At 72.6% G+C, this 23,358-nt stretch carries 17 protein-coding genes; 8 read left to right on the top strand and 9 right to left on the bottom strand.

Annotated elements, in window-relative coordinates; translation table 11 throughout:
- Window positions 1-20: 20 nt before the first annotated feature.
- Both ACIGXX_RS11355 and ACIGXX_RS11350 read right to left on the bottom strand, forming a co-directional pair.
- Window positions 21-452, bottom strand: a complete 432-nt coding sequence (locus tag ACIGXX_RS11355) for a VOC family protein (protein WP_351159667.1) — start codon at window positions 450-452, stop codon at window positions 21-23.
- A gap of 57 nt (window positions 453-509) precedes the next feature.
- Window positions 510-1,022 (bottom strand): pyridoxamine 5'-phosphate oxidase family protein, encoded by a 513-nt coding sequence (locus ACIGXX_RS11350; protein ID WP_351159664.1) that lies wholly within the window; start codon window positions 1,020-1,022, stop codon window positions 510-512.
- Between the two features lie 118 nt (window positions 1,023-1,140).
- Here ACIGXX_RS11350 and ACIGXX_RS11345 point away from each other — a divergent pair, with 118 nt between their 5' ends.
- The gene (locus tag ACIGXX_RS11345) at window positions 1,141-4,152 is read left to right on the top strand and encodes a bifunctional [glutamine synthetase] adenylyltransferase/[glutamine synthetase]-adenylyl-L-tyrosine phosphorylase (protein WP_366462684.1); all 3,012 of its coding nucleotides are present in this window, start codon (window positions 1,141-1,143) and stop codon (window positions 4,150-4,152) included.
- Window positions 4,153-4,224: 72 nt separating this feature from the next.
- Here ACIGXX_RS11345 and ACIGXX_RS11340 read toward each other — a convergent pair whose 3' ends face one another.
- Window positions 4,225-4,827 (bottom strand): TetR/AcrR family transcriptional regulator C-terminal domain-containing protein, encoded by a 603-nt coding sequence (locus tag ACIGXX_RS11340; protein WP_351159659.1) that lies wholly within the window; start codon window positions 4,825-4,827, stop codon window positions 4,225-4,227.
- A 227-nt stretch (window positions 4,828-5,054) separates the two neighbouring features.
- Between ACIGXX_RS11340 and ACIGXX_RS11335 the strand changes: the two genes are divergently transcribed.
- Window positions 5,055-6,524, top strand: a complete 1,470-nt coding sequence (locus ACIGXX_RS11335) for an APC family permease (RefSeq protein WP_361462863.1) — start codon at window positions 5,055-5,057, stop codon at window positions 6,522-6,524.
- Between the two features lie 313 nt (window positions 6,525-6,837).
- On the top strand, window positions 6,838-8,418 hold the full coding sequence (locus tag ACIGXX_RS11330) for an amidohydrolase (protein WP_399974801.1): 1,581 nt from the start codon (window positions 6,838-6,840) through the stop codon (window positions 8,416-8,418).
- 22 nt (window positions 8,419-8,440) lie between these two features.
- Here ACIGXX_RS11330 and ACIGXX_RS11325 read toward each other — a convergent pair whose 3' ends face one another.
- The 3 genes from ACIGXX_RS11325 to ACIGXX_RS11315 form a co-directional block, all read right to left on the bottom strand.
- Window positions 8,441-9,337 (bottom strand): phosphatase PAP2 family protein, encoded by an 897-nt coding sequence (locus ACIGXX_RS11325; RefSeq protein WP_351159651.1) that lies wholly within the window; start codon window positions 9,335-9,337, stop codon window positions 8,441-8,443.
- A 75-nt stretch (window positions 9,338-9,412) separates the two neighbouring features.
- Window positions 9,413-10,447 carry a LacI family DNA-binding transcriptional regulator gene (locus ACIGXX_RS11320; protein ID WP_351159648.1) on the bottom strand — a complete coding sequence of 345 codons (1,035 nt, stop codon included), beginning with the start codon at window positions 10,445-10,447 and terminating at the stop codon, window positions 9,413-9,415.
- Window positions 10,448-10,472: 25 nt separating this feature from the next.
- Window positions 10,473-12,122 carry a glycoside hydrolase family 13 protein gene (locus ACIGXX_RS11315; RefSeq protein WP_351160648.1) on the bottom strand — a complete coding sequence of 550 codons (1,650 nt, stop codon included), beginning with the start codon at window positions 12,120-12,122 and terminating at the stop codon, window positions 10,473-10,475.
- A gap of 567 nt (window positions 12,123-12,689) precedes the next feature.
- Here ACIGXX_RS11315 and ACIGXX_RS11310 point away from each other — a divergent pair.
- From ACIGXX_RS11310 to ACIGXX_RS11290, 5 genes are all read left to right on the top strand, one after another.
- Window positions 12,690-14,336: a fused response regulator/phosphatase gene (locus ACIGXX_RS11310; RefSeq protein ID WP_361462876.1), complete on the top strand. Its 1,647-nt coding sequence runs from the start codon at window positions 12,690-12,692 to the stop codon at window positions 14,334-14,336.
- 56 nt (window positions 14,337-14,392) lie between these two features.
- Window positions 14,393-15,319, top strand: a complete 927-nt coding sequence (locus ACIGXX_RS11305; RefSeq protein WP_351159643.1) for a metal-dependent hydrolase — start codon at window positions 14,393-14,395, stop codon at window positions 15,317-15,319.
- A gap of 1 nt (window position 15,320) precedes the next feature.
- Complete coding sequence (locus ACIGXX_RS11300) at window positions 15,321-16,391, top strand: PDR/VanB family oxidoreductase (RefSeq protein WP_399974796.1); 1,071 nt, start codon at window positions 15,321-15,323, stop codon at window positions 16,389-16,391.
- Window positions 16,392-16,480: 89 nt separating this feature from the next.
- Entirely contained in the window at window positions 16,481-17,185 is a 705-nt protein-coding gene (locus ACIGXX_RS11295; RefSeq protein ID WP_351159637.1) for a TetR/AcrR family transcriptional regulator, read from the top strand.
- Complete coding sequence (locus ACIGXX_RS11290) at window positions 17,182-17,700, top strand: GNAT family N-acetyltransferase (protein ID WP_351159635.1); 519 nt, start codon at window positions 17,182-17,184, stop codon at window positions 17,698-17,700. Before ACIGXX_RS11295 ends, ACIGXX_RS11290 begins: the two co-directional genes overlap by 4 nt.
- Before the next feature lie 4 nt (window positions 17,701-17,704).
- On the opposite strand, the gene ACIGXX_RS11285 is transcribed toward ACIGXX_RS11290, so the two are convergent.
- The 3 genes from ACIGXX_RS11285 to ACIGXX_RS11275 form a co-directional block, all read right to left on the bottom strand.
- Window positions 17,705-19,624 carry a hypothetical protein gene (locus ACIGXX_RS11285; RefSeq protein WP_399974792.1) on the bottom strand — a complete coding sequence of 640 codons (1,920 nt, stop codon included), beginning with the start codon at window positions 19,622-19,624 and terminating at the stop codon, window positions 17,705-17,707.
- 21 nt (window positions 19,625-19,645) lie between these two features.
- Window positions 19,646-20,140, bottom strand: a complete 495-nt coding sequence (locus ACIGXX_RS11280; protein ID WP_399974789.1) for a tetratricopeptide repeat protein — start codon at window positions 20,138-20,140, stop codon at window positions 19,646-19,648.
- A gap of 68 nt (window positions 20,141-20,208) precedes the next feature.
- Window positions 20,209-23,328, bottom strand: a complete 3,120-nt coding sequence (locus ACIGXX_RS11275; RefSeq protein WP_399974786.1) for an alpha-N-acetylglucosaminidase — start codon at window positions 23,326-23,328, stop codon at window positions 20,209-20,211.
- Window positions 23,329-23,358 lie beyond the last annotated feature (30 nt).

Raw genomic sequence — 23,358 nt, 5'->3', positions numbered from 1 at the left:
GCGCTCCGCCACACCCCGTCTCAGCGCTCCGAAAGCGGACTCGGAGCCTCCTGCACCGTCCAGCCGTTGCCGTCCGGGTCGGTGAAGAAACAGAAGCCGTTCCAGGTGCCGCCCGTCCCCTCGGCCCAGCCGTCGGGACCCAGGTGCAGCACGGGCGAGACGTCCACGCCGCGCTCCGCGAGTTCGGCCCGCGCGGCCACGATGTCGGTCACGCACAGCTGTAGCCCGTGCAGCGAACCCGGCGCCATCTCCGAGGTGCCGGGAGCGGGCGGCATCCCGGACATCATGGCGAACGAACAGCGCGAGCCGGGCGGGGTGAACTGCATGACGCGCACGCCCGGCGCGATCGGGGTGTCCAGGTCCGCCTTGAAGCCGAGCCGGTTCTCGTAGAAGTCCTTCGCGCGGTCCATGTCGGCGACAGGGACCGTCACCACTTCAAGAGTCCAGTCCATCAGGTGTGTCTCCTTGCCCGTCGAGTTGTACGCCGAGTTCCGTCGAGCGAGGGCGCGTCACGCGAAGCGCCAGCGCGTCTGGCTGAACGGCTCGCCCTTGCCGAAGCCGAAGGCGGTGCGAGGGGCCACCTCGAAAACGTACGCGTGGCCCGCCCCGTGGTGGAAGCAGCCGTCCCGCACCTCGTAGTGCCAGAAGCTGCCGTACTTCTCCTCCCACGCCGCCGCCAGGCGCCGCAGCCTGGCCTCGTCGGTGATCCGGACCGCGGCGCCCTCGACGACCAGGTCGTGGCCCTTGTCCCAGTGGTTGACGCCCGTGGTCAGCACGACCTCGGGGTTCGCCGCCACGTTCCGTGCCTTGCGCTCCTGGGGGCCCGTGCAGAAGTGCAGCGCGCCGTCCAGCCAGACCGCGGGCAGCGGCGTGACGTGCGGGCGCCCGTCGGGACGCACGGACGAGATCCAGAAGAGCTCGGCCGACTTCAGCTGCCGCACGGCGTCCGCCCACGGGGTCGCCGTCGCTCCCGTACTGCTGTACCGGGCATCCAGTTCCGTACGCGGTTCCCTGCTCGGCATGGTCCGCCTCCTGACGCCGACACCAATGTTCCCGTCCAAGGATGGACCGCGCACGCGGGCAGAACTCATCGGTCAGGCCGTAGGCTCGGGCCAGGAATGATCGAACGGAGGCGCGGGGATGACGGTGCCGCAAGGGCGCAGAAGCAGCACGTTCACGCGACTGCTGCGGCATGGCTTCACCGATCCGTCCACCGCCGAACGGCTCCTCGACGCGCCCGAGCTGTCCGCGGTGCGCAGCGATCCGGTGCTGCTCGACGCCCTGGGCGCCGTCGCCGACCCGGACCTGGCGCTCCTCGGCCTCGTACGCCTGGTCGAGGGGCAGCCCGACGAGACCAGCTGCCGGGAGCTGCTCGACACCCTGGTCAGCGCCAAGCCGCTGCGCGACCGGCTGCTCGGCGTGCTCGGCGCCTCCGAGGCCCTGGCCGACCACCTGGCCAGGCACCCCCGCGACTGGCGTGCCCTGGTCACGTACGAGCTCGCCGACCTGCACCCCGGCGTCGAGGAGTTCGAGCACGGGCTCTCCGACGCCACCGACCCGGTCTCGCTGCGCGTCTCCTACCGCCGCTGCCTGCTGGCCATAGCGGCCCGTGACGTCTGCGGCACGACGGACGTCGCCGAGGCCGCCGCCGAGCTCGCCGACCTGGCGACGGCGACCCTGCGCGCCGCGCTCGCCATGGCCCAGGCGGCGGCGCCCGCGGACGCCGCGCGGTGCAGGCTCGCGGTCATCGCGATGGGCAAGTGCGGTGGCCACGAGCTGAATTACGTGTCGGACGTCGACGTCATCTTCGTCGGCGAACCCGCAGAAGGCACAGGCGGCACGGACGCGGCCGACGAGGGCAAGGCCATCCAGGCCGCCACCCGGCTCGCCTCGCACATGATGCGGATCTGCTCGGAGACCACGGTCGAGGGCACCATCTGGCCGGTCGACGCCAACCTCCGCCCGGAGGGCCGCAACGGGCCCCTGGTGCGCACCCTCAGCAGCCACCTCGCCTACTACCAGCGCTGGGCCAAGACCTGGGAGTTCCAGGCGCTGCTCAAGGCCCGCCCGGTGGCCGGTGACCTGGCGCTCGGCGAGGAGTACGTCAGCACCCTCGCACCCCTCGTCTGGCACGCGGCCGAGCGCGACAACTTCGTGCCCGACGTGCAGAAGATGCGCCGCCGGGTCGTGGCGAACATCCCGGCGGGCGAGGTCGACCGCGAGGTGAAGCTGGGCCCCGGAGGCCTGCGGGACGTCGAATTCGCCGTACAGCTCCTGCAGTTGGTGCACGGCCGCGGCGACACCTCGATCCGCAGCGGCTCGACCCTGGTGGCCCTGGAGGCACTCGCGGCCGGCGGCTACGTGGGGCGCGTGGACGCGGTCCAGCTCGACGACGCCTACCGCTTCCTGCGCTCCCTGGAGCACCGCATCCAGCTGTTCAAGATGCGGCGCACCCACCTGATCCCCGAGGACGACGCCGACCTGCGGCGCATCGGCCGCTCCCTGGGCATGCGCACGGAGCCGATCACCGAGCTGAACCGCGCGTGGAAGCGGCACACCTCGGTCGTGCGCCGTCTGCACGAGAAGCTCTTCTACCGCCCGCTCCTGGACGCCGTGGCCCAACTCGCCCCCGTCGAGACCCGGTTGAGCACGGAGGCGGCCCGCGCCCGCCTGGTCGCCCTCGGCTACCACGACCCCGCGGCCGCCCTGCGCCACCTGGAGGCCCTCGCCTCGGGCGTCACCCGCAAGGCGGCGATCCAGCGCACCCTGCTGCCCGTGCTGCTCGGCTGGTTCGCGGACTCGGCGGACCCCGACGCGGGTCTCCTGAACTTCCGCAAGGTGTCCGACGCGCTCGGCAAGACCCCCTGGTATCTGCGGCTCCTGCGCGACGAAGGCGCGGCAGCCGAGAACCTGGCCCGCGTCCTGTCCGCCGGACGCCTCGCCCCCGACCTCCTCCTGCGCGCCCCCGAAGCGGTGGCCCTGCTCGGCGACCAGCGCGGCCTCGAACCGCGCGACCACGCCCACCTGGAGCAGGAGGTCCTGGCCGCGGTGGGCCGCGCGGACGGCGCCGAACAGGCGGTGACGGCGGCGCGCGGCGTCCGCCGTCGCGAGCTGTTCCGCACGACGGCGGCCGACATCATCGGCTCGTACGGCACGGAGGAGAGCCCCGCCGCGGCGGACCCCGGCGAGCTGGTGGACCGGGTGGGCGACGCGGTCTCCGACCTCACGGCGGCAACGATCGCCGGGACGCTGCGCGCGGTGGTCCGCGAAGGCTGGGGCGACACGCTGCCGGTGCGGTTCACGGTGATCGGCATGGGCCGCTTCGGCGGCCACGAACTGGCCTACGGCTCGGACGCGGACGTCCTCTTCGTCCACGAGCCGCGCGAGGGCGTGAGCGACCAGGAGGCGGCGAAGGCGGCCTCCCAGGTGGTCTCCGAGATGCGCAGACTTCTGCAACTCCCCAGCGCTGACCCGCCGTTGCTGATCGACGCGGATCTGCGCCCGGAGGGCAGGAGCGGACCGCTGGTGCGCACCCTCGCCTCGTACGAGGCCTACTACCGCCGCTGGTCCCTGGTCTGGGAGTCCCAGGCCCTGATCCGGGCCGAACCGGTCGCCGGTGACGCGGAGTTGGGCCGCGCCTTCATCGACCTCGTGGACCCGCTGCGCTATCCGGCGGAGGGCCTGGGCGAGGACGCGGTCCGCGAGATCCGCCGCCTGAAGGCCCGCATGGAGGCCGAGCGCATGCCGCGCGGATCGGACCCCACCCTCCACACGAAGCTGGGTCGCGGCGGCCTCTCGGACGTCGAATGGACCGTCCAGCTCATGCAGTTGACCCACGGCTGGGTCGAACCGGGCCTGCGCACCACCCGCACCCGGGTGGCCCTCGCGGCGGCCTGCGCGGCCGAACTGATCCCGACCGAGGACGCGGCGATCCTGGACGAGGCATGGGTCCTCGCCACGCGGGTGCGCAACGCGGTGATGCTGGTGCGCGGCCGGGCCGGGGACACGTTCCCCTCGGACGGACGCGAACTCGCGGCGGTCGGGCGGTACTTGGGGTACGACCCCGGGCACGTGGGGGACATGCTGGACGACTACCGGCGGATCACGCGCAGGGCGCGGGCCGTGATGGAGGAGAGGTTCTACGGGGCGTAGGTGCCGCGTAGGCCAGGGGCTTCCACGAAGCGTGGGGCCCGTCTCTCCAGGGGCTTCTCCAGCACGGTCCTGCTACAGCAAGGTCCGCGCGTGCGCCAGGAACCCCGTGAGCGCCAGCTCGAAGGCGCGGTCGGCGCGGCCCCGCGGCACCGCGTCCAGGGCCCGTGCGAGCGCGGGCGTCGCCGTCTCGTCCGGCAGCTCCCACATGGCCTCCGGCGCCGCCAGGTCGAGCGCCGAGCCGAGCACCAGGTTCTCCAGGGCGATGATCACCGGCATGACGTCCGCGAGGGCGAACCCGGCATCGATCAGCAGCGTCACCGCGCGTTCGTACTGCTCCAGTACGCGTGGTGCGCGCACCGGTGAGGTCATCAGGAGCGGGATGACCTTGGGGTGGGCCGCGAAGGCGGCGCGGTAGGAGCGGGCCCAGGCGGACAGGGCGTCGTCCCAGGGGAGGCGCGGGTCCAGGGTGGCGGTGTCGATCGCGTCGCTCACCCGCTCCCGCAGCAGCTCGACGATGCCGTCGCGGCCGTCCACGTGGTGGTAGACGGAGCCGGTCTGCGCGCCGAGGCGCTTGGCGATCTGCGGGACGCTGAAGTCGCCCTTCTCGTCGACGAGGGCGAGCGCGGTCGTCGTGATGCGGTCCCTGTCGAGCAGGGGGGTGCGCGGCCGTCCCATGGTTCCTGATCCCCGATTCTCTTCGGCTGCCCGCCTGCTGCCCTCCGTGGCGGAGTCCGCGGCGAGGTCCAAGGCGGACTCCGCGGCGAGGCCTTCCCGAAAGTCTGACGAGAGGCTACATTGCCGAAACCGAAAGCCTTTAGGTTTCGGGGTCGGGTGGCCCCATCCCCGCCGCCTCGACCCCGGGGCTCCCTGCCCCCGCCCGCCGCAGAAGGGCTTCCCTGCGCATGTCCGTCACCTCCCCAGAGCCGCCGCCATCCGTGCGCGACACCCGCGACACCGCCGAGCCCACGCTCCGCAGCGGCTCGCTCGGCACCGCCGACATCGCCTTCTTCGTCGTCTCGGCCGCCGCCCCGCTCACCGTCATGGCGGGCGTCGCCCCCATCGCCATCTCCCTGGGCGGCATCGGCGCACCCGTGGGCTATCTGCTCGCCGGGATCACGCTCGCCGTCTTCGCCGTCGGATTCACCGCGATGAGCCGCCACGTCCGCAGCGGCGGCGCCTTCTACGCGTACATCACGCGCGGCCTCGGCCGCCCCGCGGGCATCGCCGCCGCCCTGCTCGCCATGCTCGGCTACAACGGCATGGAGATCGGCGTCTACGGACTCCTGGGCACCGCCACGCAGGACACCGCCCACGCCCTGTTCGGCGCGGACGTTCCCTGGCTCCCGGTGTCCCTCGCCGGGCTGCTCCTGGTCTGGTACGCCGGGTACCGCTCGATCGACTTCGGCGCGAAGCTGCTCGGCGTACTGCTCGTCGCCGAGACCGGCATCCTGGTGCTGCTCGCGGGCGGCGTCCTCGTCGAGGGAGGCGGCGCGGAGGGCCTGAGCCTGGACGGCTTCTCCCCGGACAACGTCTTCGTCCCCGGCACGGCCGCCGTACTCGCCTTCGCCTTCGCGGCGTTCACCGGATTCGAGTCGACCGTCATCTACCGCCGCGAGGCGCGCGATCCGGACCGTACGGTGCCGCGCGCGACGTACATCGCGGTGGCGTTCCTCGGGCTCTTCTACGCCTTCGTCGTCTGGACGGTGATCCAGGCCTTCGGCGACGAGGCCGTGGTCAAGGCGGCGGGATCGGACCCGGCGGGCCTCTTCTTCTCGGCCATCACCACCTATGTGGGCGGCTGGGCCGCGGACCTGATGCACGTGCTGATCGTCACGAGCGTGCTGGCGTCGCTGCTCGCCTTCCACAACGCGATCAACCGGTACACGCTCGGGCTCGCGGAGGAGGGTGTGCTGCCCAAGGCGCTCGGGCGGGTGCACGGGCGGCATCGGTCGCCGTATCTGGCGGGGGCGGCGCAGACGGTGCTCGGGGCGGTGGTCGTCGTCGCCTTCGCCGCGGCGGGCGCTGATCCTTACGCTCAACTGCTGCTGTGGGTCAACACCCCCGGGATGATCGGTCTGTTGGCGCTCCAGCTGATCGCGGCGATCGCGGTGCCTTTCTACTTCCGGCGCATATCCCATGCGGAGGGTGCGCTGCGGACGGTGGTCGCGCCGGTGGTGGCTACGGTGCTGCTGAGCGTGGCGCTGGTCCTGGTCGCCACGCACATCGACGTCTTCACCGGGGCGAGTCCGTTCGTGAACACCATCCTGGTGGGTGTCGCTCCGGCCGTCTTCGTCCTGGGCCTGGCCCTGGCGATGCGGCTGCGCCGCCGCCGTCCGGAGGTGTACGAGGGCTTCGCCAGCGAGCCGAACTGAGCCGAACTGATTTGTCCCCAACCCCACCCCTCCCCGAAAACCCGCTCTGGCGCGGGGGCCTTGCGTGCCGTCATCACCGGCTCCGCCGAGTTCGTCCTCAAACTCCCCCAAGCTCTTGAAGAGCAGGGGGGACCCCCACGACGGGCTGAGATTTCCCGCCGGTCCGGACATGTCTTTCAGCCCCTCCGGCGTTTGAGGAGCGGGGTCTGGGGGCGGAGCCCCCCCGTTTCGGGAAGGGGCGGGATTGGGGAGAGCCCCGCCGGGCCGCATTGACCGCAACCAACCAACGACCCACCCCTGAACGGAGTCCCCCTTGCCCCCCGCCGACCTCATCCTCACCGGCGCCAACATCCGCACCCTCGACCCCACCAACCCCCAGGCCATCGCCCTCGCCGTCCGCGACGGACACATCGCAGCGGTCGGAGACGAAGCAGACGTACGCGCCTTGCGCGGCCCCCGGACCGAGACCGTGCACCTCGGCGGGGCCACTCTCACGCCCGGTCTCGTCGACTCCCACAGTCACCCCGTCTGGGGGCTGGAGATGGCCACGGGGCTCGATCTCTCGGCCGTGGCCGACCTGGACGGGCTCCGCGGGGCCCTGCGTACGGCAGCCCGTGTCGACGGATGGGTCGTCGCCTGGGGGCTGGACCACAACGCCTTCGGCGGGCGGCCGGTCCACCGCGACCTCGTCGAGGACGCCCTGGACGGCGCACCCGCCTTCATCCGCCTCTACGACGGCCACTCCGCCCTGGCCAGCGGCGCCGCCCTGAGCGCCGCCGGCATCACCGGCCCGCGCACCTTCACCCAGCGCGCCACCGTCGTCTGCGACGACGCGGGGCGCCCCACGGGCCACCTCGTCGAGCACGCCGCGATGGACCTCCTGAACGACGTACTGCCCCGCCCCTCCCACGCCGAGCGCCGCACCCGCCTGGTCGAACTGCTCTCCGCGATGGCGGCCACCGGACTGACCGGCGCCCATGTCATGGACCTCGGCGGCGACGACGTACCCGGACTGCTCGCCTCGGCCGAGGCGCGGACGGAGCTCCCCCTGCGGCTGCTGCTCGCCCCCTGGTGCATGCCGGGCGTCGACAAGGACGGCCTGGACGAGATCGTCGCCCTGCAGGGCGAGCGCGGGCGGCACTGGCGGATCGGCGGGGCCAAGTTCTTCATGGACGGCACCGTCGAGGGCGGCACCGCCTGGCTGGAGCACGCGGACTGCCACGGGCAGGGGACCGACGCCTTCTGGCCGGACCCGGAGGCGTACGCGGACGCCGTACGGCACCTGCACGCGGCCGGAGTGCGGACGGCGACCCACGCCATCGGGGACGCCGCGGTGCGGCACGTGCTCGACACCGTCGCGTCGCTGGGCCCCGGCGGGCGCCTCGCGCACCGGATCGAGCACATCGAGACCGTCCCGGACGACACCGTCCCGCGCTTCGCGGAGCTCGGCGTCATCGCCTCCATGCAGCCCCCGCACACCGCGTACACGCGCGCCGACCACACCGACGAGTGGTCCAAGCGGCTGGGAGACGAGCGGGCCGCGAGGGCCTGGCGTACCCGGGACCTGCGGGACGCCGGAGCGGTCGTGGCGCTGGGCTCGGACTGGCCCATCGCGCACTATGACGCGCGGCAGGTCCTCGCCACCGCGCGGGCGCCCCGTGGAGCGGCATCGGCGGGGGCCGGTCTCACGGGGCTGATGGCTCTGGAGGGGTGCACCTCGCACGCCGCTACCGCGGCCGGGGAGGGGGCGGTGGCGGGGCGGATCGCCCCCGGTTTCCGCGCGGACCTCACGGCCTTCGGGATCGACCCCGTGGAGGCGCCCGCCGACGAGGTCGCGCAGGCACCGATCCGGCTGACCGTGTCCGGGGGGCACATCACCCACCGTCATCAGTGACAGGGGCGGGGCAGGGCTCGGCTCAGGCCCTGAACCTGGCCCTGACCTTGGCCGGCAGCAGCGACGCCCGCTCCCGCCCGTCACGCAACGCCACCTCGCGCGGCAGTCGGTGCGGCATCACCCCGTACCAGGCCCACGCCACCGCGAAGCCGAACGCCAGGCAGATCATGCCGCCCACCGCGTCCAGCCAGAAGTGGTTGGCGGTCGCCACGATCACGATCAGGGTCGCCGTCGGGTAGAGCAGGCCGAGGATCTTCGCCCACGGCGCCGACGCCAGGGCGAAGATCGTCAGGCCGCACCACAGGGACCAGCCGATGTGCATCGACGGCATCGCCGCGTACTGGTTCGACATGTGCTTGAGGTCGCCGGAGGCCATGGAGCCCCAGGTCTGGTGGACGAGCACCGTGTCGATGAAGTCGTGGCCGTTCATCAGGCGCGGGGGAGCCAGCGGATACAGGTAGTAGCCGAGCAGGGCGACGGCTGTGGTCGCGAAGAGAACCATGCGGGTCGCCGCATAACGTCCCGGATGGCTGCGGAACAGCCAGACCAGGACACCGAGCGTCACCACGAAGTGCAGCGTCGCGTAGTAGTAGTTCATGCCGACGATGAGCCATGTCACCGAGTCCACCGCGTGGTTGACGCTCTGCTCAACGGCGATCCCGAGGTGCTGCTCCACCCGCCAGATCCAGTCGGCGTTGCTCAGGGCCTGCGACTTCTGTTCCGGCACGGCGTTGCGGACCAGGGAGTACGTCCAGTAACTCACCGCGATCAGCAGGATCTCGAACCAGAGCCGGGGCCGTCGTGGCGCGCGAAGACGACGCAGGAATGTCCGCCCATTGCGGTCTTCTTGCTCGCCCGCGATGGGTGATGTGGTGGGCCGCTGCTGGCCTTCCAGTGTCGTCACAGTCATCTCACCCATAGGCACAGAGTCTGCCAGATACCGACCCTCTGCCCGATCATCCCAAGGTCTGGTTCGGGCCGCATTCTCTACGCCCTACGGACGACCGCGTCCCCCAGGGGCGGAAGCGGTTGAACCCCGAACGACCAGCTCCGGCATGAAGACGAATTCGCTGTGCGGGGCGGGCGTGCCGCCGATCTCCTCGAGGAGTGTACGCACCGCCGCCTGCCCCATCGCAGGAACGGGCTTGCGCACCGTGGTCAGGGGCGGATCGGTGAACGCGATCAGCGGGGAGTCGTCGAATCCGACCACCGAGATGTCGTCCGGGACCTCGAAGCCGCGCTCCCGCGCCGTCCGTATCGCCCCCAGGGCCATCATGTCGCTCGCGCACACCACGGCCGTGCAGCCGCGGTCGAGCAGGGCGGACGCCGCGGCCTGCCCGCCCTCCAGCGTGTACAGCGAATGCTGGACCAGATCCGACTCGATCTCCTGCGGACTCAGGTCCAGCTGGTCCTGCACCGTGCGTACGAACCCCTCGATCTTCCGCTGGACGGGCACGAACCGCTTGGGGCCCAGGGCGAGTCCGATCCGTGTATGCCCCAGGGAGACGAGGTGGGTGACCGCCAGGCGCATCGCCGCCCGGTCGTCCGGCGAGATGAAGGGCGCCTGCACCTTGGGGGAGAAGCCGTCGACCAGGACGAACGGCACGCCCTGCGCGCGCAGCTGGTCGTAGCGCTGCATGTCGGCGGAGGTGTCCGCGTGCAGGCCCGAGACGAAGATGATGCCGCAGACGCCGCGGTCCACGAGCATCTCCGTCAGCTCGTCCTCCGTGGAACCGCCCGGCGTCTGCGTCGCGAGGACCGGCGTGTACCCCTGCCGGGTCAGGGCCTGCCCGATGACCTGGGCGAGCGCGGGGAATATCGGGTTCTCCAGCTCCGGCGTGATCAGCCCGATGAGGCCCGCGCTGCGCCGGCGCAGCCGCACCGGGCGCTCGTACCCGAGCACGTCGAGTGCGGCAAGCACGGACTGGCGGGTGGCACCGGCGACGCCGGGCTTGCCGTTGAGCACCCGGCTGACCGTCGCCTCGCTGACCCCCGCCTGCGCTGCGATGTCGGCCAGTCGCGCGGTCACAGGATTGGACTGTACCGGTCGCATCTCAGGCTGCCCACCAGACCGTTGAATCCGACGGCAGGATCGTCTCCTCGGCGCCGGGCGTCATTCCGGCGCTCGACAGGAGCACGGTGCCGCAGGTGGGGATCGTGACCGGATCGGCGGTGACGTTCACCGTGCAGATCACCGAACCCCCGGGCGCCGTGCGGCGGAAGGACAGCACGCCCTCCGGAGCGTCGAGCCACTCCACGTCGCGGCCCGCGCCGAGGGCCGGGTGCTCGCGGCGCACGGCGAGCGCGCCGCGGTAGAACTCCAGGGTGGAGGTGGGGTCGCCCTCCTGCGCCTCGACCGTGAGGTCCTTCCAGCCGGCGGGCTGCGGCAGCCAGCTCGGGCCGCCCTCGACCGGGCCGAAGCCGAACGGCGGGTGCTCCCCGGACCACGGCATCGGCACCCGGCATCCGTCCCGCGTCCCGTCCTGCCCCGTGCTGCGGAAGAACGCCGGGTCCTGGCGCACCTCGTCCGGCAGCTCGGTCACCTCGGGCAGGCCCAGCTCCTCGCCCTGGTAGATGTACGCCGAGCCGGGCAGCGCCAGCATCAGGAGCGTGGCCGCCTTCGCCCGGCGCAGGCCGCGCGCCGCGTCGCCCTCGGCGAAGCGGGTGGAGTGGCGTACGACGTCGTGGTTGGAGAGCACCCAGGTGGCGGGCGCCTCCACGGCGTTCATCGCGGCGAGGGAGCGGTCGATGACGGCACGCAGCTCGTCCGCGTCCCAACCGGTCGTCAGATACTCGAAGTTGAAGGCCTGGTGCAGCTCGTCCCGGCGCAGGTACCGCGCGCTGCGCTCCACCGTCGGCGTCCACGCCTCGGCCACCGCGATCCGCTCGCCCGCGTACTCGTCGAGAATCCGCCGCCAGCTGCGGTAGATCTCGTGCACGCCGTCCTGGTCGAAGTAGGGGACGGCCTGCTTGCCGAGCAGCTTCACCTGTTCCTCGTGGCCGATGTCGGGCAGTCCCTCGGCCTTGACCAGGCCGTGGGCCACGTCGATGCGGAAGCCGTCGACGCCGAGGTCGAGCCAGAAGCGCAGGATGGAGCGGAACTCGTCGTGCACCGCCGGGTGGTCCCAGTTGAAGTCGGGCTGCTCGGGCGCGAAGAGGTGGAGGTACCACTCGCCGTCCTCGACCCGCGTCCAGGCCGGGCCGCCGAAGACGGACTCCCAGTCGTTGGGCGGCTGCCGGCCGTCCTCGCCCTTCCCGGGCCGGAAGTGGAAGCGTCCGCGCAGCGGCGACCCCGGGCCCTCGCGCAGCGCCCGCTTGAACCACTTGTGCTGGTCCGAGCAGTGGTTGGGCACCACGTCGACGATCACGCGCAGCCCGAGCGCGTGCGCTTCGCGTACGAGGTCGTCGGCGTCCGGCAGCGTGCCGAACATGGGGTCCACCGCGCGGTAGTCGGCCACGTCGTACCCGGCGTCGGCCTGCGGGGAGGCGTAGAAGGGGGAGAGCCAGACGGCGTCCACGCCGAGCTGCTTGAGGTGCGGGAGGCGGGCGGTGGCGCCCGGCAGGTCGCCCATGCCGTCGCCGTTGCCGTCGGCGAAGCTGCGCGGATAGACCTGGTAGATGACCGCGTCGCGCCACCACTCGCGGCGCGCGGAATCGTCGGACGAGTCGTCGGCGGTCAGGGCGGCGGTGACGTGCTGGGTCATGAAGTCCTTCAGGAGTACGGGGGTGTGCGGCACTCCGGTGAACGTTCCACGGAAGCCGAAGGTCACGAGGATGTGCTCCTCACCTGTGGTGTTGTGCCCGAGCGGCTGACGGCCCGCCCCGTAGAGGGGGCTCTGCCGGGTACACCGATCTGCTGAGGATTCGTGCGACCCGGCCCGCCCCCGGCCTCCGCAGGGCGGGCGAGGGGTGGCGGACGCGGTTCCGCCCGCCGCCGGGGCGCGCGGAGACGCCGAGGGGGCGTGCGGACGTCTCGCCGTGCGTCCCGGCGATCTCGTCGTCGTCGTCCTCAACGTCCTCAACGCCACTCCTGGGGGTCCGGAAGCAGCAGGTCACGCAGGCGCGGGGCGTCGCGTGCGGTTCGCACCGCGTACAGGCCGAAGCCGGAGATTCTACTGTCAAACAGTCCGCGCACGCGTCCAGTTCGGTGACCACCACCGATCCGGGTCGCACCGGGGCCGTCTTCCCCCGAGGGACGCGGCGGAGCGCTAGCTTAAGGGGGCAGGCACGAGTCGGCCTGCTCCGTCCCGCCGCCTGAGGGGCTGTCCCGCGTGAGCGTCAAGGGCAAGGCAGTGAATAGGGTCAGCACGGTTCTGGTGGTCGACGACGTGCCCGCCAGCAGGTACGCGCTGAGCGCGGTGCTGCGCAGGGACGGCCACCGCGTCCTGCTCGCCGCGAGCGCGAGCGAGGCCCTGATCGAACTCGACGTGCGGATGCGGGCGGGGGACCTGCCGGACGTGGCGCTCGTCGACGTGGGCCTGCCCGACATGAGCGGCTACGAACTCTGCCGCCGCATGAAGCAGTTGCCGCCCATCGCCGCCCTGCCCGTCGTCCACTTCTCGGCGGCGGCACGGCCGCCCGCCGACCGCTGCCGGGGGCTCGACGCGGGCGGTGAGTCCTATCTGACGGTGCCCGCCGAACCCGAGGAGATCCAGGCGGTCGTACGGGCCGCCGCGCGCGGCGCCCGCTGCCGCAGTGACGCCCAACTCCGGGTGGGGCGGCTCGCACTGCTCGCCGGGACGATCCTGGAGGTGCAGTCGGCGCGCTGCCTGGGCGAGCTGGCCGACGCGGCGGCCGTGGGCACGGCGCGGCTGACCGACGGCCCCGCGACGGTGTTCGTCCTTGGCGAGGACGGCGAGATCCAGCTGGGGCTCTCCCGGCGCAGAGCCGCCGCCTCGCTGCCGGACGGCGAGGCGCACGAGGCGGTGGCCCGGCTGATGCGGCGCGTCATGTCGGGGCGCACGGGCGTGCGGCACACGGTCGTGCCGGCCCCGCTGTGGCCGCCGGGGTTCTTCCGCCCGGCCGGGGCGGCGGGGCTGGGGCGCGACGGGAAGCCGGAGGACGCGGGCCTCGTCCTGTCCCGGCTGCGCGAAGGGCGCACGCTGGTGTGCCTCGCGACGCCCGCGTACCAGGAAGGGCCCTCCGGCGAGACGGGACATCTCGTCGAGCGGCTCGCCCACGCCACCGCGCTGGCAGCGGAACCCCTGCTGATGTACGAGGAGGAGCGCCATGTCGCGCTGACCCTGCAACGCAGCTTCCTGCCCGCGCAGTTGCCGGAGCTGCCCGGCACGGACGTCGTCGTCCGCTACGAACCGGCGTCGCGCCAGGCGGAGATCGGCGGGGACTTCTACGCGGCGCTGCCCACCCCCCTCGGTGTCCTGACCGGCATCGGCGACGTCGTCGGGCACTCGCTCGACGCGGCCACCGTGATGGTCGAGATCCGGCACGCGCTGCGCGCGTACTGCGTCGAGGACCCCGACCCGCGCGCGCTCGCCGGGCGCCTGGACCGGATGCTGCAGCACTACCACCCGGGCGTGACGGCCACGATGTGCCTGAGCCTGGTCGATCCGGCCACCGGGCGGATGCGGATCGCCAACGCGGGCCACATCCCGCCGCTCGTGGTGCGGGACGAGGGCACGGCCGCGTACCTCGACGTGAAGGGGCCGCTCCTGGGGCTCGGCCTCGACCGGCCCGAGCCGAGCGAGGTGGTCCTCGCGCGCAGCGAGCGCCTGCTGATGGTCACGGACGGGCTCATCGAGACGCGGGGCACGGATCTGGCGGTGTCGATGGAGCAGCTGCGCCTCGCGGCGGCGGGCGCGCCGCGGGGTGTCGCCGACCTGTGCGACACGCTCCTCGCCTGCTTCGGGCGCGGACGGGAGGACGACATCGCGCTGCTCGCGCTGCGCAGGACGGACTGAAAGAAACCGTCGCACGGACCTGTACCCATGGCCCTACCCGTCAGTACATTGACGCCATGTCTAATACGCAGAGCCGGGAGCCGAAGCCCGTCGCGTCCGAGCACATACCGCTCAAGGCACGCAAAGTCTCCTTCTCCTGGGAGGACACCCCGCTGCACTGGGTGCCGGGCGACCCCTTCGCCACGCACACGATCAACGTGCTGCATCTGCTTCTGCCCGCGGGCGAACGCTGGTTCGTCCACGTGTACAAGCAGGTCCTGCCGTACATCCGTGACGACCGGCTCCGCGCGGACGTGATCGGCTTCATCGGCCAGGAGGCCATGCACGCGCAGGCCCACGACGAGGTCCTGCCGCACCTCAAGGAACAGGGCCTGGACCCCACGCCGTACACCGCCCAGGTCGACTGGCTCTTCGAGAAGATGCTCGGCGACCGGACACTGCCGCCCGGCAAGGCCCGCAAGTGGTGGCTGATGGAGCGCGTCGCGATCATCGCGGCCATCGAGCACTACACCGCCTTCCTCGGCAACTGGGTCCTGAACGCCGATGAGCTGGACCGCAGGGGCGCCGACCCGACGATGCTGGACCTGCTGCGCTGGCACGGCGCGGAAGAGGTCGAGCACCGCTCCGTCGCCTTCGAGCTCTTCATGCACGTCGACGGCAGCTACCGCCGCCGCGCCCGCACCTGGGCCACGGCCTTCACCGCGCTGGTCTTCCTCTGGCAGCGCGGCGCGCGCTTCTTCATGGAGAACGACCCCACGCTCATCGGCGGCAAGGCCTCGTTCAAGGACTTCTACCAGGGCGGGAAGAAGGGCACGCTGCCCACCACCCCGGACATGATCCGCTCCATCCCCCGCTACCTGAGCCGCGCCTACCACCCCTCCCACGAGGGCAGCACCGCCCAGGCCGCCGCCTACCTCGCCTCGTCCCCGGCGGCCACCGCCGCCGAGGCCGCGACGGAATCGCTGCCGAAGGGAGCGCGCTGACATGCCCCGCATGCGCACCGTCCTGCTCGTCACGGGCGCGGCCCTGCTCGCCAGGCGGGCCATGCGGCGCCGCATCGACGCCTCCCCGCTGTGGCCGCTGCCCGCCCTGGAGGAACCGGTCTCGGGCCGCCCGCGCTCGCGCGCCCTTCGCCTGCTCGTCACCCGGCACGAGAGCGTCGCCGACGGCGTCGTACAACTGCGCCTGGAGGGCGACAACTTGCCCGCCTGGGAGCCGGGCGCCCACCTGGACCTGGTCCTGCCGTCGGGCCTGGTCCGCCAGTACTCGCTGTGCGGAGACCCGGAGGACACCTCCTCGTACACCGTCGCCACCCGCCTGATCGGCACGGAGCAGGGCGGCCGTGGCGGTTCGCGCGAGGTGCACGAGCAGCTTCAGGAGGGGACGGAGGTCGAGGTGCGCGGCCCGCGCAACCGCTTCCCGCTGGCCGACGCCGACGCGTACGTCTTCGTGGCGGGCGGCATCGGCATCACGCCGATCCTGCCCATGCTGCGGGCGGTCGAGGCCGCGGGCCGCGAGTGGCGGCTGCTGTACGGGGGGCGCTCCCGGGCCTCGATGCCGTTCCTGGAGGACGTGGAGAAGCTGGCGGGCACCCGCGCCGGGCGGCTCACGGTCGTCGCGGAGGACGAGGGCGGCCGCCCCGACCTCGCCGCCTTCCTCGCGGACCTGACGCCCTCCACCGCGGTCCACGTCTGCGGCCCCGAGGGGCTGATGGAGGCCGTGGCGGCGACACTGCCCGCAGGCGCCGCCCTGCACCTGGAGCGCTTCACGCCGCACACCTCCGCGGAGGGCAACGGCACGTTCGAGGTGGAACTGCGCCGCAGCGGACGGACCGTCTCCGTGGCCGCCGGCACCACGGTCCTGTCCGCGGTGCGCGCGGAGCTGCCCAACACCGCGTACTCCTGCGAACAGGGTTTCTGTGGAACCTGCCAACAGCGGGTCCTGGAAGGGGAGATCGACCACCGCGACGAACTGCTCACGGACGCCGAGCGCGCCGACTCGATGCTGATCTGTGTGTCGAGGGCGAGCGGGGACCGAATCGTCCTGGACATGTGAGACACATGGGGGGACACAGGACGAGAGATGTGAACGGTTGGGGCGGACCAGCCCCTTTAACGGCTGGATCTGCTCGGTAAGGTGTTCGCATGACTACCGGGGTGCGCCGCAGGATGGGTGTCGAGGAGCGGCGGCAGCAATTGATCGGGGTCGCGCTCGACCTGTTCAGCCACCGCTCGCCCGACGACGTGTCCATCGACGAGATAGCGGCGGCCGCGGGCATCTCGCGACCGCTGGTCTACCACTACTTCCCGGGCAAACTCAGCCTGTACGAAGCGGCGTTGCAGCGGGCCGCCGACGATCTGGCCGACCGCTTCGTGGAACCGCGCGAGGGCCCGCTGGGCGCCCGCCTGCTGCGCGTGATGGGCCGCTTCCTGGACTTCGTGGACGGCCACGGCCCCGGCTTCTCCGCCCTGATGCGCGGCGGCCCGGCCGTCGGCTCCTCGACGACCAACGCACTGATCGACTCGGTGCGGCAGGCGGCGTACATCCAGATCCTCGCGCACCTGGGCATCACCGACCCGCCCGCCAGGCTCGAACTGGTCGTCCGCTCCTGGATCTCGCTCGCCGAATCCACCGCGCTCATCTGGCTCGACGGACGCCGCATTCCACGCGCCGAACTGGAGCTCCAGCTGGTGCACGACTTCGCGGCGCTCGCCGCGGTGAGCGCCGCCTACGACGAGGAGATGGCGGCGATCCTGCGCCGCATCCTCGCCGAGGAGCCGCCGGAGGGACCGTTCGCCGAGCTGATCACCCGCCTGATCGGCCTCGTCCCGCAGGAGCGGAGCAGTTGACCCACCGCCTCGCCGGCGAAGAGGACATCCCCACCCTCGTCGCCCTCTACGACGGTGCCGCGCGCTGGATGCGGGACCGGGGGATCGACCAGTGGAAGCCGGGCGAGAAGGGCGCGGCGCACTTCCGCGGGCGCATCGCGTCGGACGAGGTCTGGCTCGCGTACGACGGCGAGACGGTCGCCGGTGCGTACGAGGTGTGGTGGGCGGACGAGCCCGCCTGGGGCGAACAGCCGCCCGTCGCGGGCTACGTGCACCGCCTGATGACGCGACGCGGCGCCCCGGCGGGCACCGGCCGGGCGATGCTGGCGCGCGCGGAACGGCGCATCGCGGAGGCGGGCAGGCAACGCTGCCGCCTGGACTGCGTGTCGAGCAACCCGCGCCTGCGGGAGTACTACGAGGCGGCGGGATACACGGTGGTGGGGGAGCTGCCGGGGAAGGTGGCGGCGGACGGGAGCACGTACGGCGTCACGCTCCTGGAGAAGGTGCTGCGCGCCCCGGCCCCGTCCGACACCTGACGCCTCACCGCAGCGTCGACACCTTCGAGCCGTCCGCGAGCCGCCCGGTGAGCCCGGCGCGAGCGCCCCGCTCCAGGGGCGCGGCCAGGGTGTTGCCGGGCGTCGGCGACCCTCCGGCGGCCCTGACAGAAACGATGTCCCTGCTGCCGCCTCCCAGCAGGTACCAGTTGCCGCCCCGGGACTTCCACCGCACGCCCGCGAGCACCGAGGGCTTCCGAGCCCCGCACGCCGCGGAGTCCTCCGCCTTCGCCGCGACGGCCGCCGCGCCCGCCGTCTGGAACTGCGCGAGCGCCCGGCCTCCGTCGCCGCGCCACGTGTCGGCGCGGGTGCAGAGCCAGGCCGCCGAGCCGTTCGCCTCGGGCAGCGCCTGACGCGCGTACTGCCAGGAGTTCACCGACCGCACGCCGTTCGAGCGCGCGGCGGTGAGCGAGCAGGCGGTCGAGGACCAGTCCGCGGCCGATGCCTCGCGCGGGGCCTGCGGGCGGCCCGCGGTGAGGTGGGCCGGGACGAGTTCGCCGAGGTCGGTGGAGAGACGGTTCACCCCCGTGTCGTCCCGCAGCTGGAGCGCGTTCCAGGACGTGCACGTCTGGGCCTGCGCCGGACTGGCGAACGGCTCGGTCACCCCGTCGCCGTCCCGCTTCAGGGCATCGGGGCCGTTGTCCGGCTTCAGCAGGTCCCGTACGCCGACACCGCCGACCCAGGGCGCGGTCAGGTACCGCACGTTGCCGTCGACGCGGTTCACCACCACGGCTCCCGCCTCGGTGCTGGTCGCGCCGTCCACGCGCGCGAAGTCCAGCGCGGCACCGCCGGTGCCTTCCTTGGGCTCGGCGTACCGCACGATGCGCAGGCCGTCGTACAGGAGCACGACCCGGGCCGCGTCGACCTCCCCGGCGAAGAGCAGCTGGGCGGGGCCGGGAGGCGCGCCCGCCGCCGTGCCGGTCGTGGCGGAGACCTGCACCGACTCGCCGGGCCTCGCCCAGACGGCCAGGGCCCGCCGCAGCAGTGCGTCGTCGTCGGTGAGCGCGCCCCTCGCGGGCCACGCGGAGAAGTCGGCGCGGGCCGAGCGCTTCCACGCGCCGGCCGCGACCTTCGTCAGCTGCCCCGGGTCGAGCGCGGCCTGTCCGGCGGGATTCTGCGCGTACGCGGGCGCGGCGGCCCCATCGGGCCCCCAGCCGTCGCCCGGCAGCCCGAGCAGCGCTCCGCAGACCAGGGCGGCGGCCAGCGCGACGCCCGCGGCCTTCATGTGCTGCCTGCGGCGCATCAGATCGGTGGGCCGCGCCTGCAAGGAGCAGGGGTCGAACTCGGGGGACCTGAGCAGGTCGTACGCCGACGCGTCCACATCCTCGGCCTCGGCCAGCGCATCGCCCGGCTCGTCGACTCCGGCCGCGGCCAGCACCTTGCGTACGTCGCTGTCGGGCAGCCGCTCGAGACCGCGCAGCACGTACGCGGCTCGGGCGGGACCGGAGAGCACCGAGAGCCGCTGATCGAGGGCGAGTTCATCGGCGCCCCCGGACTGCGGGAAGAGGCGGAGCCCCCACACCTGGGGGAGCAGCGGCGGCAACTGCGAGCGCTTGGGCCAGGCCCTGCGCTTGAGCGGAAGCCCCGCGTCCAGGGCCGTCCCCACGACGCGCTGCCGTACGTAGGCGTACCCGGGGTCGCCGTTGCGCCCGTCCCCCGAGCGCTGCACCGGAATGCCCTCCGCGTCACCCGGCCTGCGGCTGCGGGGCAGCGCACGCTGGGTCAGCGCGTGGGCGGTCAGGACCCGCCGGTTGCGACCGAGGCTGGGCGGCAGGATCAGATAGGCGAGCCGCACCAGGCGTGGGTAGTGCTCGACAAGGGCGGCCTCGGCCTGCTCGACGTCGACGACGCCGGAGAGATCCTGGGACGGCGCGGGGGACTTCACATTCGACGACACGTTCAGCAAAACGAGCGAATCGTCGGATGGTCACCCGTCTGTGAGCGCTCGCGCATAGTTGCCCATCGACCGCTGGTACCGCGGGAGATGGGGCGCGAGGGCGCCGAGCACGAGGGCGAGCCCTTCGCGCTCGCGGCCGAGGCCGGCCAGGCAGAGGGCGAGGGTAGCCCGTACGGCGTCATCCAACTCGTCGCTCGGCGCGTCGAGTTCGGGAGTGAGCAGGGCGACCCCTTCCTCCGGCCGCCCGATGTTCCGCAGGGAGCTGGAGAGCTGGATCAGGGTGCGCCGCCGCCGGTATCCGTCGAGCCCCCGCTCCAGGGCCTCGCGGTAGAGGGGCACGGCACGGTCCGAGTGCCCCGTGGAGTCGAAGGCGCAGGCCCGCTCGAAGGGGGCGACGGGGCTCCCCTCGGGCAACTCGTCGACCAAGGCGTCGATGAGCCCCCGAAACTCCGAGGCACGGTCCTCCCCGTACTCCTCGAAGGACCCCCAGGCCTGGTCGAGCCGCTTCTCCCATGCAGTGTCCATGGCCACACCCTTGCACGGCGTGACCGGCCCCGGGGCCTGAACCAGCCCTCCCGTACGCCCCGACCCCGTCAGCCAACCCCCCACTCGCTGAACTCCACCGTTCCCCGCGCCCCGTCGCCCCCGTTGGTCGCGCTCATGAACAGACCCACGTCCTGCGCCCCCGCGGCCCCGGGCACGGCCACACTCGCCACCACCCGCCAATTCGCCCCGCCGTCCACCGAGCACGACCCCGTCAGCACGTCGCCCGCCCGCGCGAGCCGCAGCAGCACCGGTGCCTTGATTCCCGTGATGCGCTTGTACGTGTCCAGGGTTCCGTCGCCGTTCGTGTCGTACGACAGGACCACTCCGTTCGCCGGAGTCACCGCCAGGTTGACGAAGCCCGGTGAGCCCGGCACGCCCATCGCGTTGCGCGCGATGATCCCCGCTCGCGCCCACGGGCCCGTCACCGCCTGGGAATCGACCCGGACCGTCACCGTGACCCCGTCCCGCAGCGCGCCCTCCCGGTACAGCGTTCCGAACTCCGTCGTGCCCTTCCACAGGTCCGTGCCCGCTCCGTTGATCGCGTAGCGGCCCTCCAGCTCGCCGAACACCGCTCCGTTGTTCGTGTACTTCCGCCAGCCCGCGCTCACCGGGCCCGCCTCGAACAGCACTCCCTCGTGCACGGCCCGGACCCGCCGCTCGCCCGCGGGGCCGTACCGCACCGCGATCTCGTACGGAAGCGGCCGCAACGGCCGGTCCAGCGGTGTGTCCGGTGCGCTCGCGCGCCACGCCACCCTGCCCGTGCCCGCCGGAGCGACCCGCGGCAGGGACACCGGACCGGAGGGCTCCGCGTCGAGCCCGGTCAGCTCGAAGTCGACGCGGCCCGTGGCCCGCAGCCCGTTGACGTTGCGGAAGACGGCCTCAAGCCTCGTCTCCCCGCCGGGCGGCAGCGACGGCGGGTCCGCGACGACCTCCAGCGACCCCTGGTAGGGCGCGCGGGCCAGCACGTCCCCCACCCGGGCGGCGGTCCGGTACGGGTCGCCGATTCCCCGCAGGGGATAGTCCTTGCGCTCCCGGGTCCACGGCTCCTCCACCGCGAACCAGTCCACCGCGCGCGGCTCACGCCCCGCGGCCAGCGCGTCGGCCAGCTCGTCGAGCCACTTCTGCCAGCGCGGGACGTAGAAGTCGGCCATCAGGCCCGCCCATTCGCGGTTCCCGTACTCGTGCAGCTTTCCGCCCTCGGACGTCGGCCGGTCGCCCCAGACCGTGATCAGCACCTTCGCGGTCCGCTCGAACTCCGCCCGCTCGGCGTCGTTCGTGCCCATCCGGCGCGCCGACTCCACCCAGGGGCCCAGCAGGAAAGCCGCGTTCGTCCCCACCAGCTCGTCCGACAGCCGCATCAGCCGCAGCCACAGCGTCGAAAGCGCCCGGAAGGTGTCCGCGTCCTTCCGCCGGTAGGCGGTCCGAAGCTGCGGCAGCAGCTGCCGGCTCCGGTGCGCCAGCGCCTGCCGGGCCACGTCCACCACGTCGTACCGGTAGGCGGCACTGCCCCGCAGCGCCCCGCGCACCCCGAGCAGCCCGGCGAACGCCGCGTCGAAGCGGCCGGGGTCGTACGTCAGCGCGCGCGGCGCGTACTCGGCGGCGCGGTTCGCCGCCAGGTCGGGGCGCGCCGCGAACAGCGAGTCGTGCGGGTCGCTCCGCTCCACGGCGGTGTGCCGGTAGGCGGTGTCGTGCAGCGCCCGCCACGCCCGCCGGGCGTCGGCGTCGCGCCCGCCGTAGCGGAAGCCCGCGTAGCCGTCGAACCAGGAACGCAGGTCCAACTTCCCCTCCGACCAGGCCAGTTCGGAGAAGAGCTCGAAGGCGGCCGGGTCCCGGTCCGTCGCCTCCGGCATGAACGCCGTCCCCACGAGCGCGCTTGCGCTCTTGTCCCGCCAGGCGAAGAACTTCTCGTTCCAGATGTGGGCCCGCGCGCCGATCGTCGTGCGCCCGCCGAAGTTGGGGATGGTGCCGAACGCGTACGGCGTGCCGCCCCAGTCCTTCTCGCGGTCGGTGACGCTCGTGAACCGGTCGGAGACCCCGTCCACGATCAGCATCCGCCGCCGGTCGATCGCGTCGAGCAGCTCGGGCAGCGGATTGGCCTCCCAGCCGAGGATCACCCAGGTCGCGCCGGGGCGCGCCGTGCGCAGGGCCGCCTCCACACCGCGCGCCGCGTCCGGCACCGGGACGTCCCCCGGGGTGCCGCCCTCGTGCAGCAGGTCCATCTTGAAGTTGTCCGCGGCCCCGAAGAGCTGCTCCTGGTGACGGTAGAACGAAGCGGCGACCTTCCCGAAGGAAGCGGTCCGGGGGTCGAGCCAGTCGGGCCGCTTGAACCCGTGCCACGTCCCCTGCGGCACCACCCGCGCGTCCCCGCCGTTGCGCGCCACGAACCCGTCCGGGACGTGCCCGTAGTAGCCGGGCAGCACCGGCGCCATGCCCAGCGAACGCAGCCGGTCCACGATCTTGCGGCCCAACTCGGCCCGGTCGGCGATGAGTTCCGTGGAGAGCGGCCCGCCGTACCCCGACAGGTTCTGCAGCAGCCACCACGCCTGGTGCGAAGGCGCAGGCAGCCACGCACGCGCCTGAGCGTCGCTGTAGCCGAAGTCCTGGAGAACACGGTGGTAGACAGCCTCTGCCCCCGCGATCACCAGGACCTCGTTGCAGCCGTGCAGCGCGAGTACGTCGATCATGCGCTCCCAGTACGCCCAGTCGGCGTGCGGCGCGGTGTACCCGTCGTTCGTGTCGTTCAGGGCGAACCGGTGCGGGAGCGAGGTGGACCGCTCCAGCGGACGCGAGGGTGCGGGAAGCCTGCGCGGCAGGTCCAGCTGGTCGCCGTTCCAGGCGACATGGGCCCCGCAGACGTACTTCAGATACCAGTGGACCCCGGTGAGCAGCACGGCCGGCGTCGTCCCCGACACGTCGATGCGCCCCGTCGTGCCCGAAACCCGGAAGCGGTCCACGCCGCCGTTGGCGGGGACGAGTCTGAGACGGAACTGTTCCGCGTGATGCGGCAGGAGTCTGTTGAGTGCTGAGCGCGCGGAATCCGTATCGAGGGCGGGGCCCCGGACGGGCCCCTCGGCGGCGTGGGACGGAACCGCCACCCCGCCGACGGCGGCACCGAGGCCGATGGCCCCGGCTGTGCCGAGCACGGAACGTCGGGACGGATCGGTCATGTGTACCCCCTGGGTCGAATGGTGCGGCGC

Source organism: Streptomyces sp. NPDC055243 (genome assembly GCF_044544025.1).
Lineage (GTDB): Bacteria > Actinomycetota > Actinomycetes > Streptomycetales > Streptomycetaceae > Streptomyces.
This window is presented reverse-complemented; position numbering and strand designations above follow the sequence as displayed.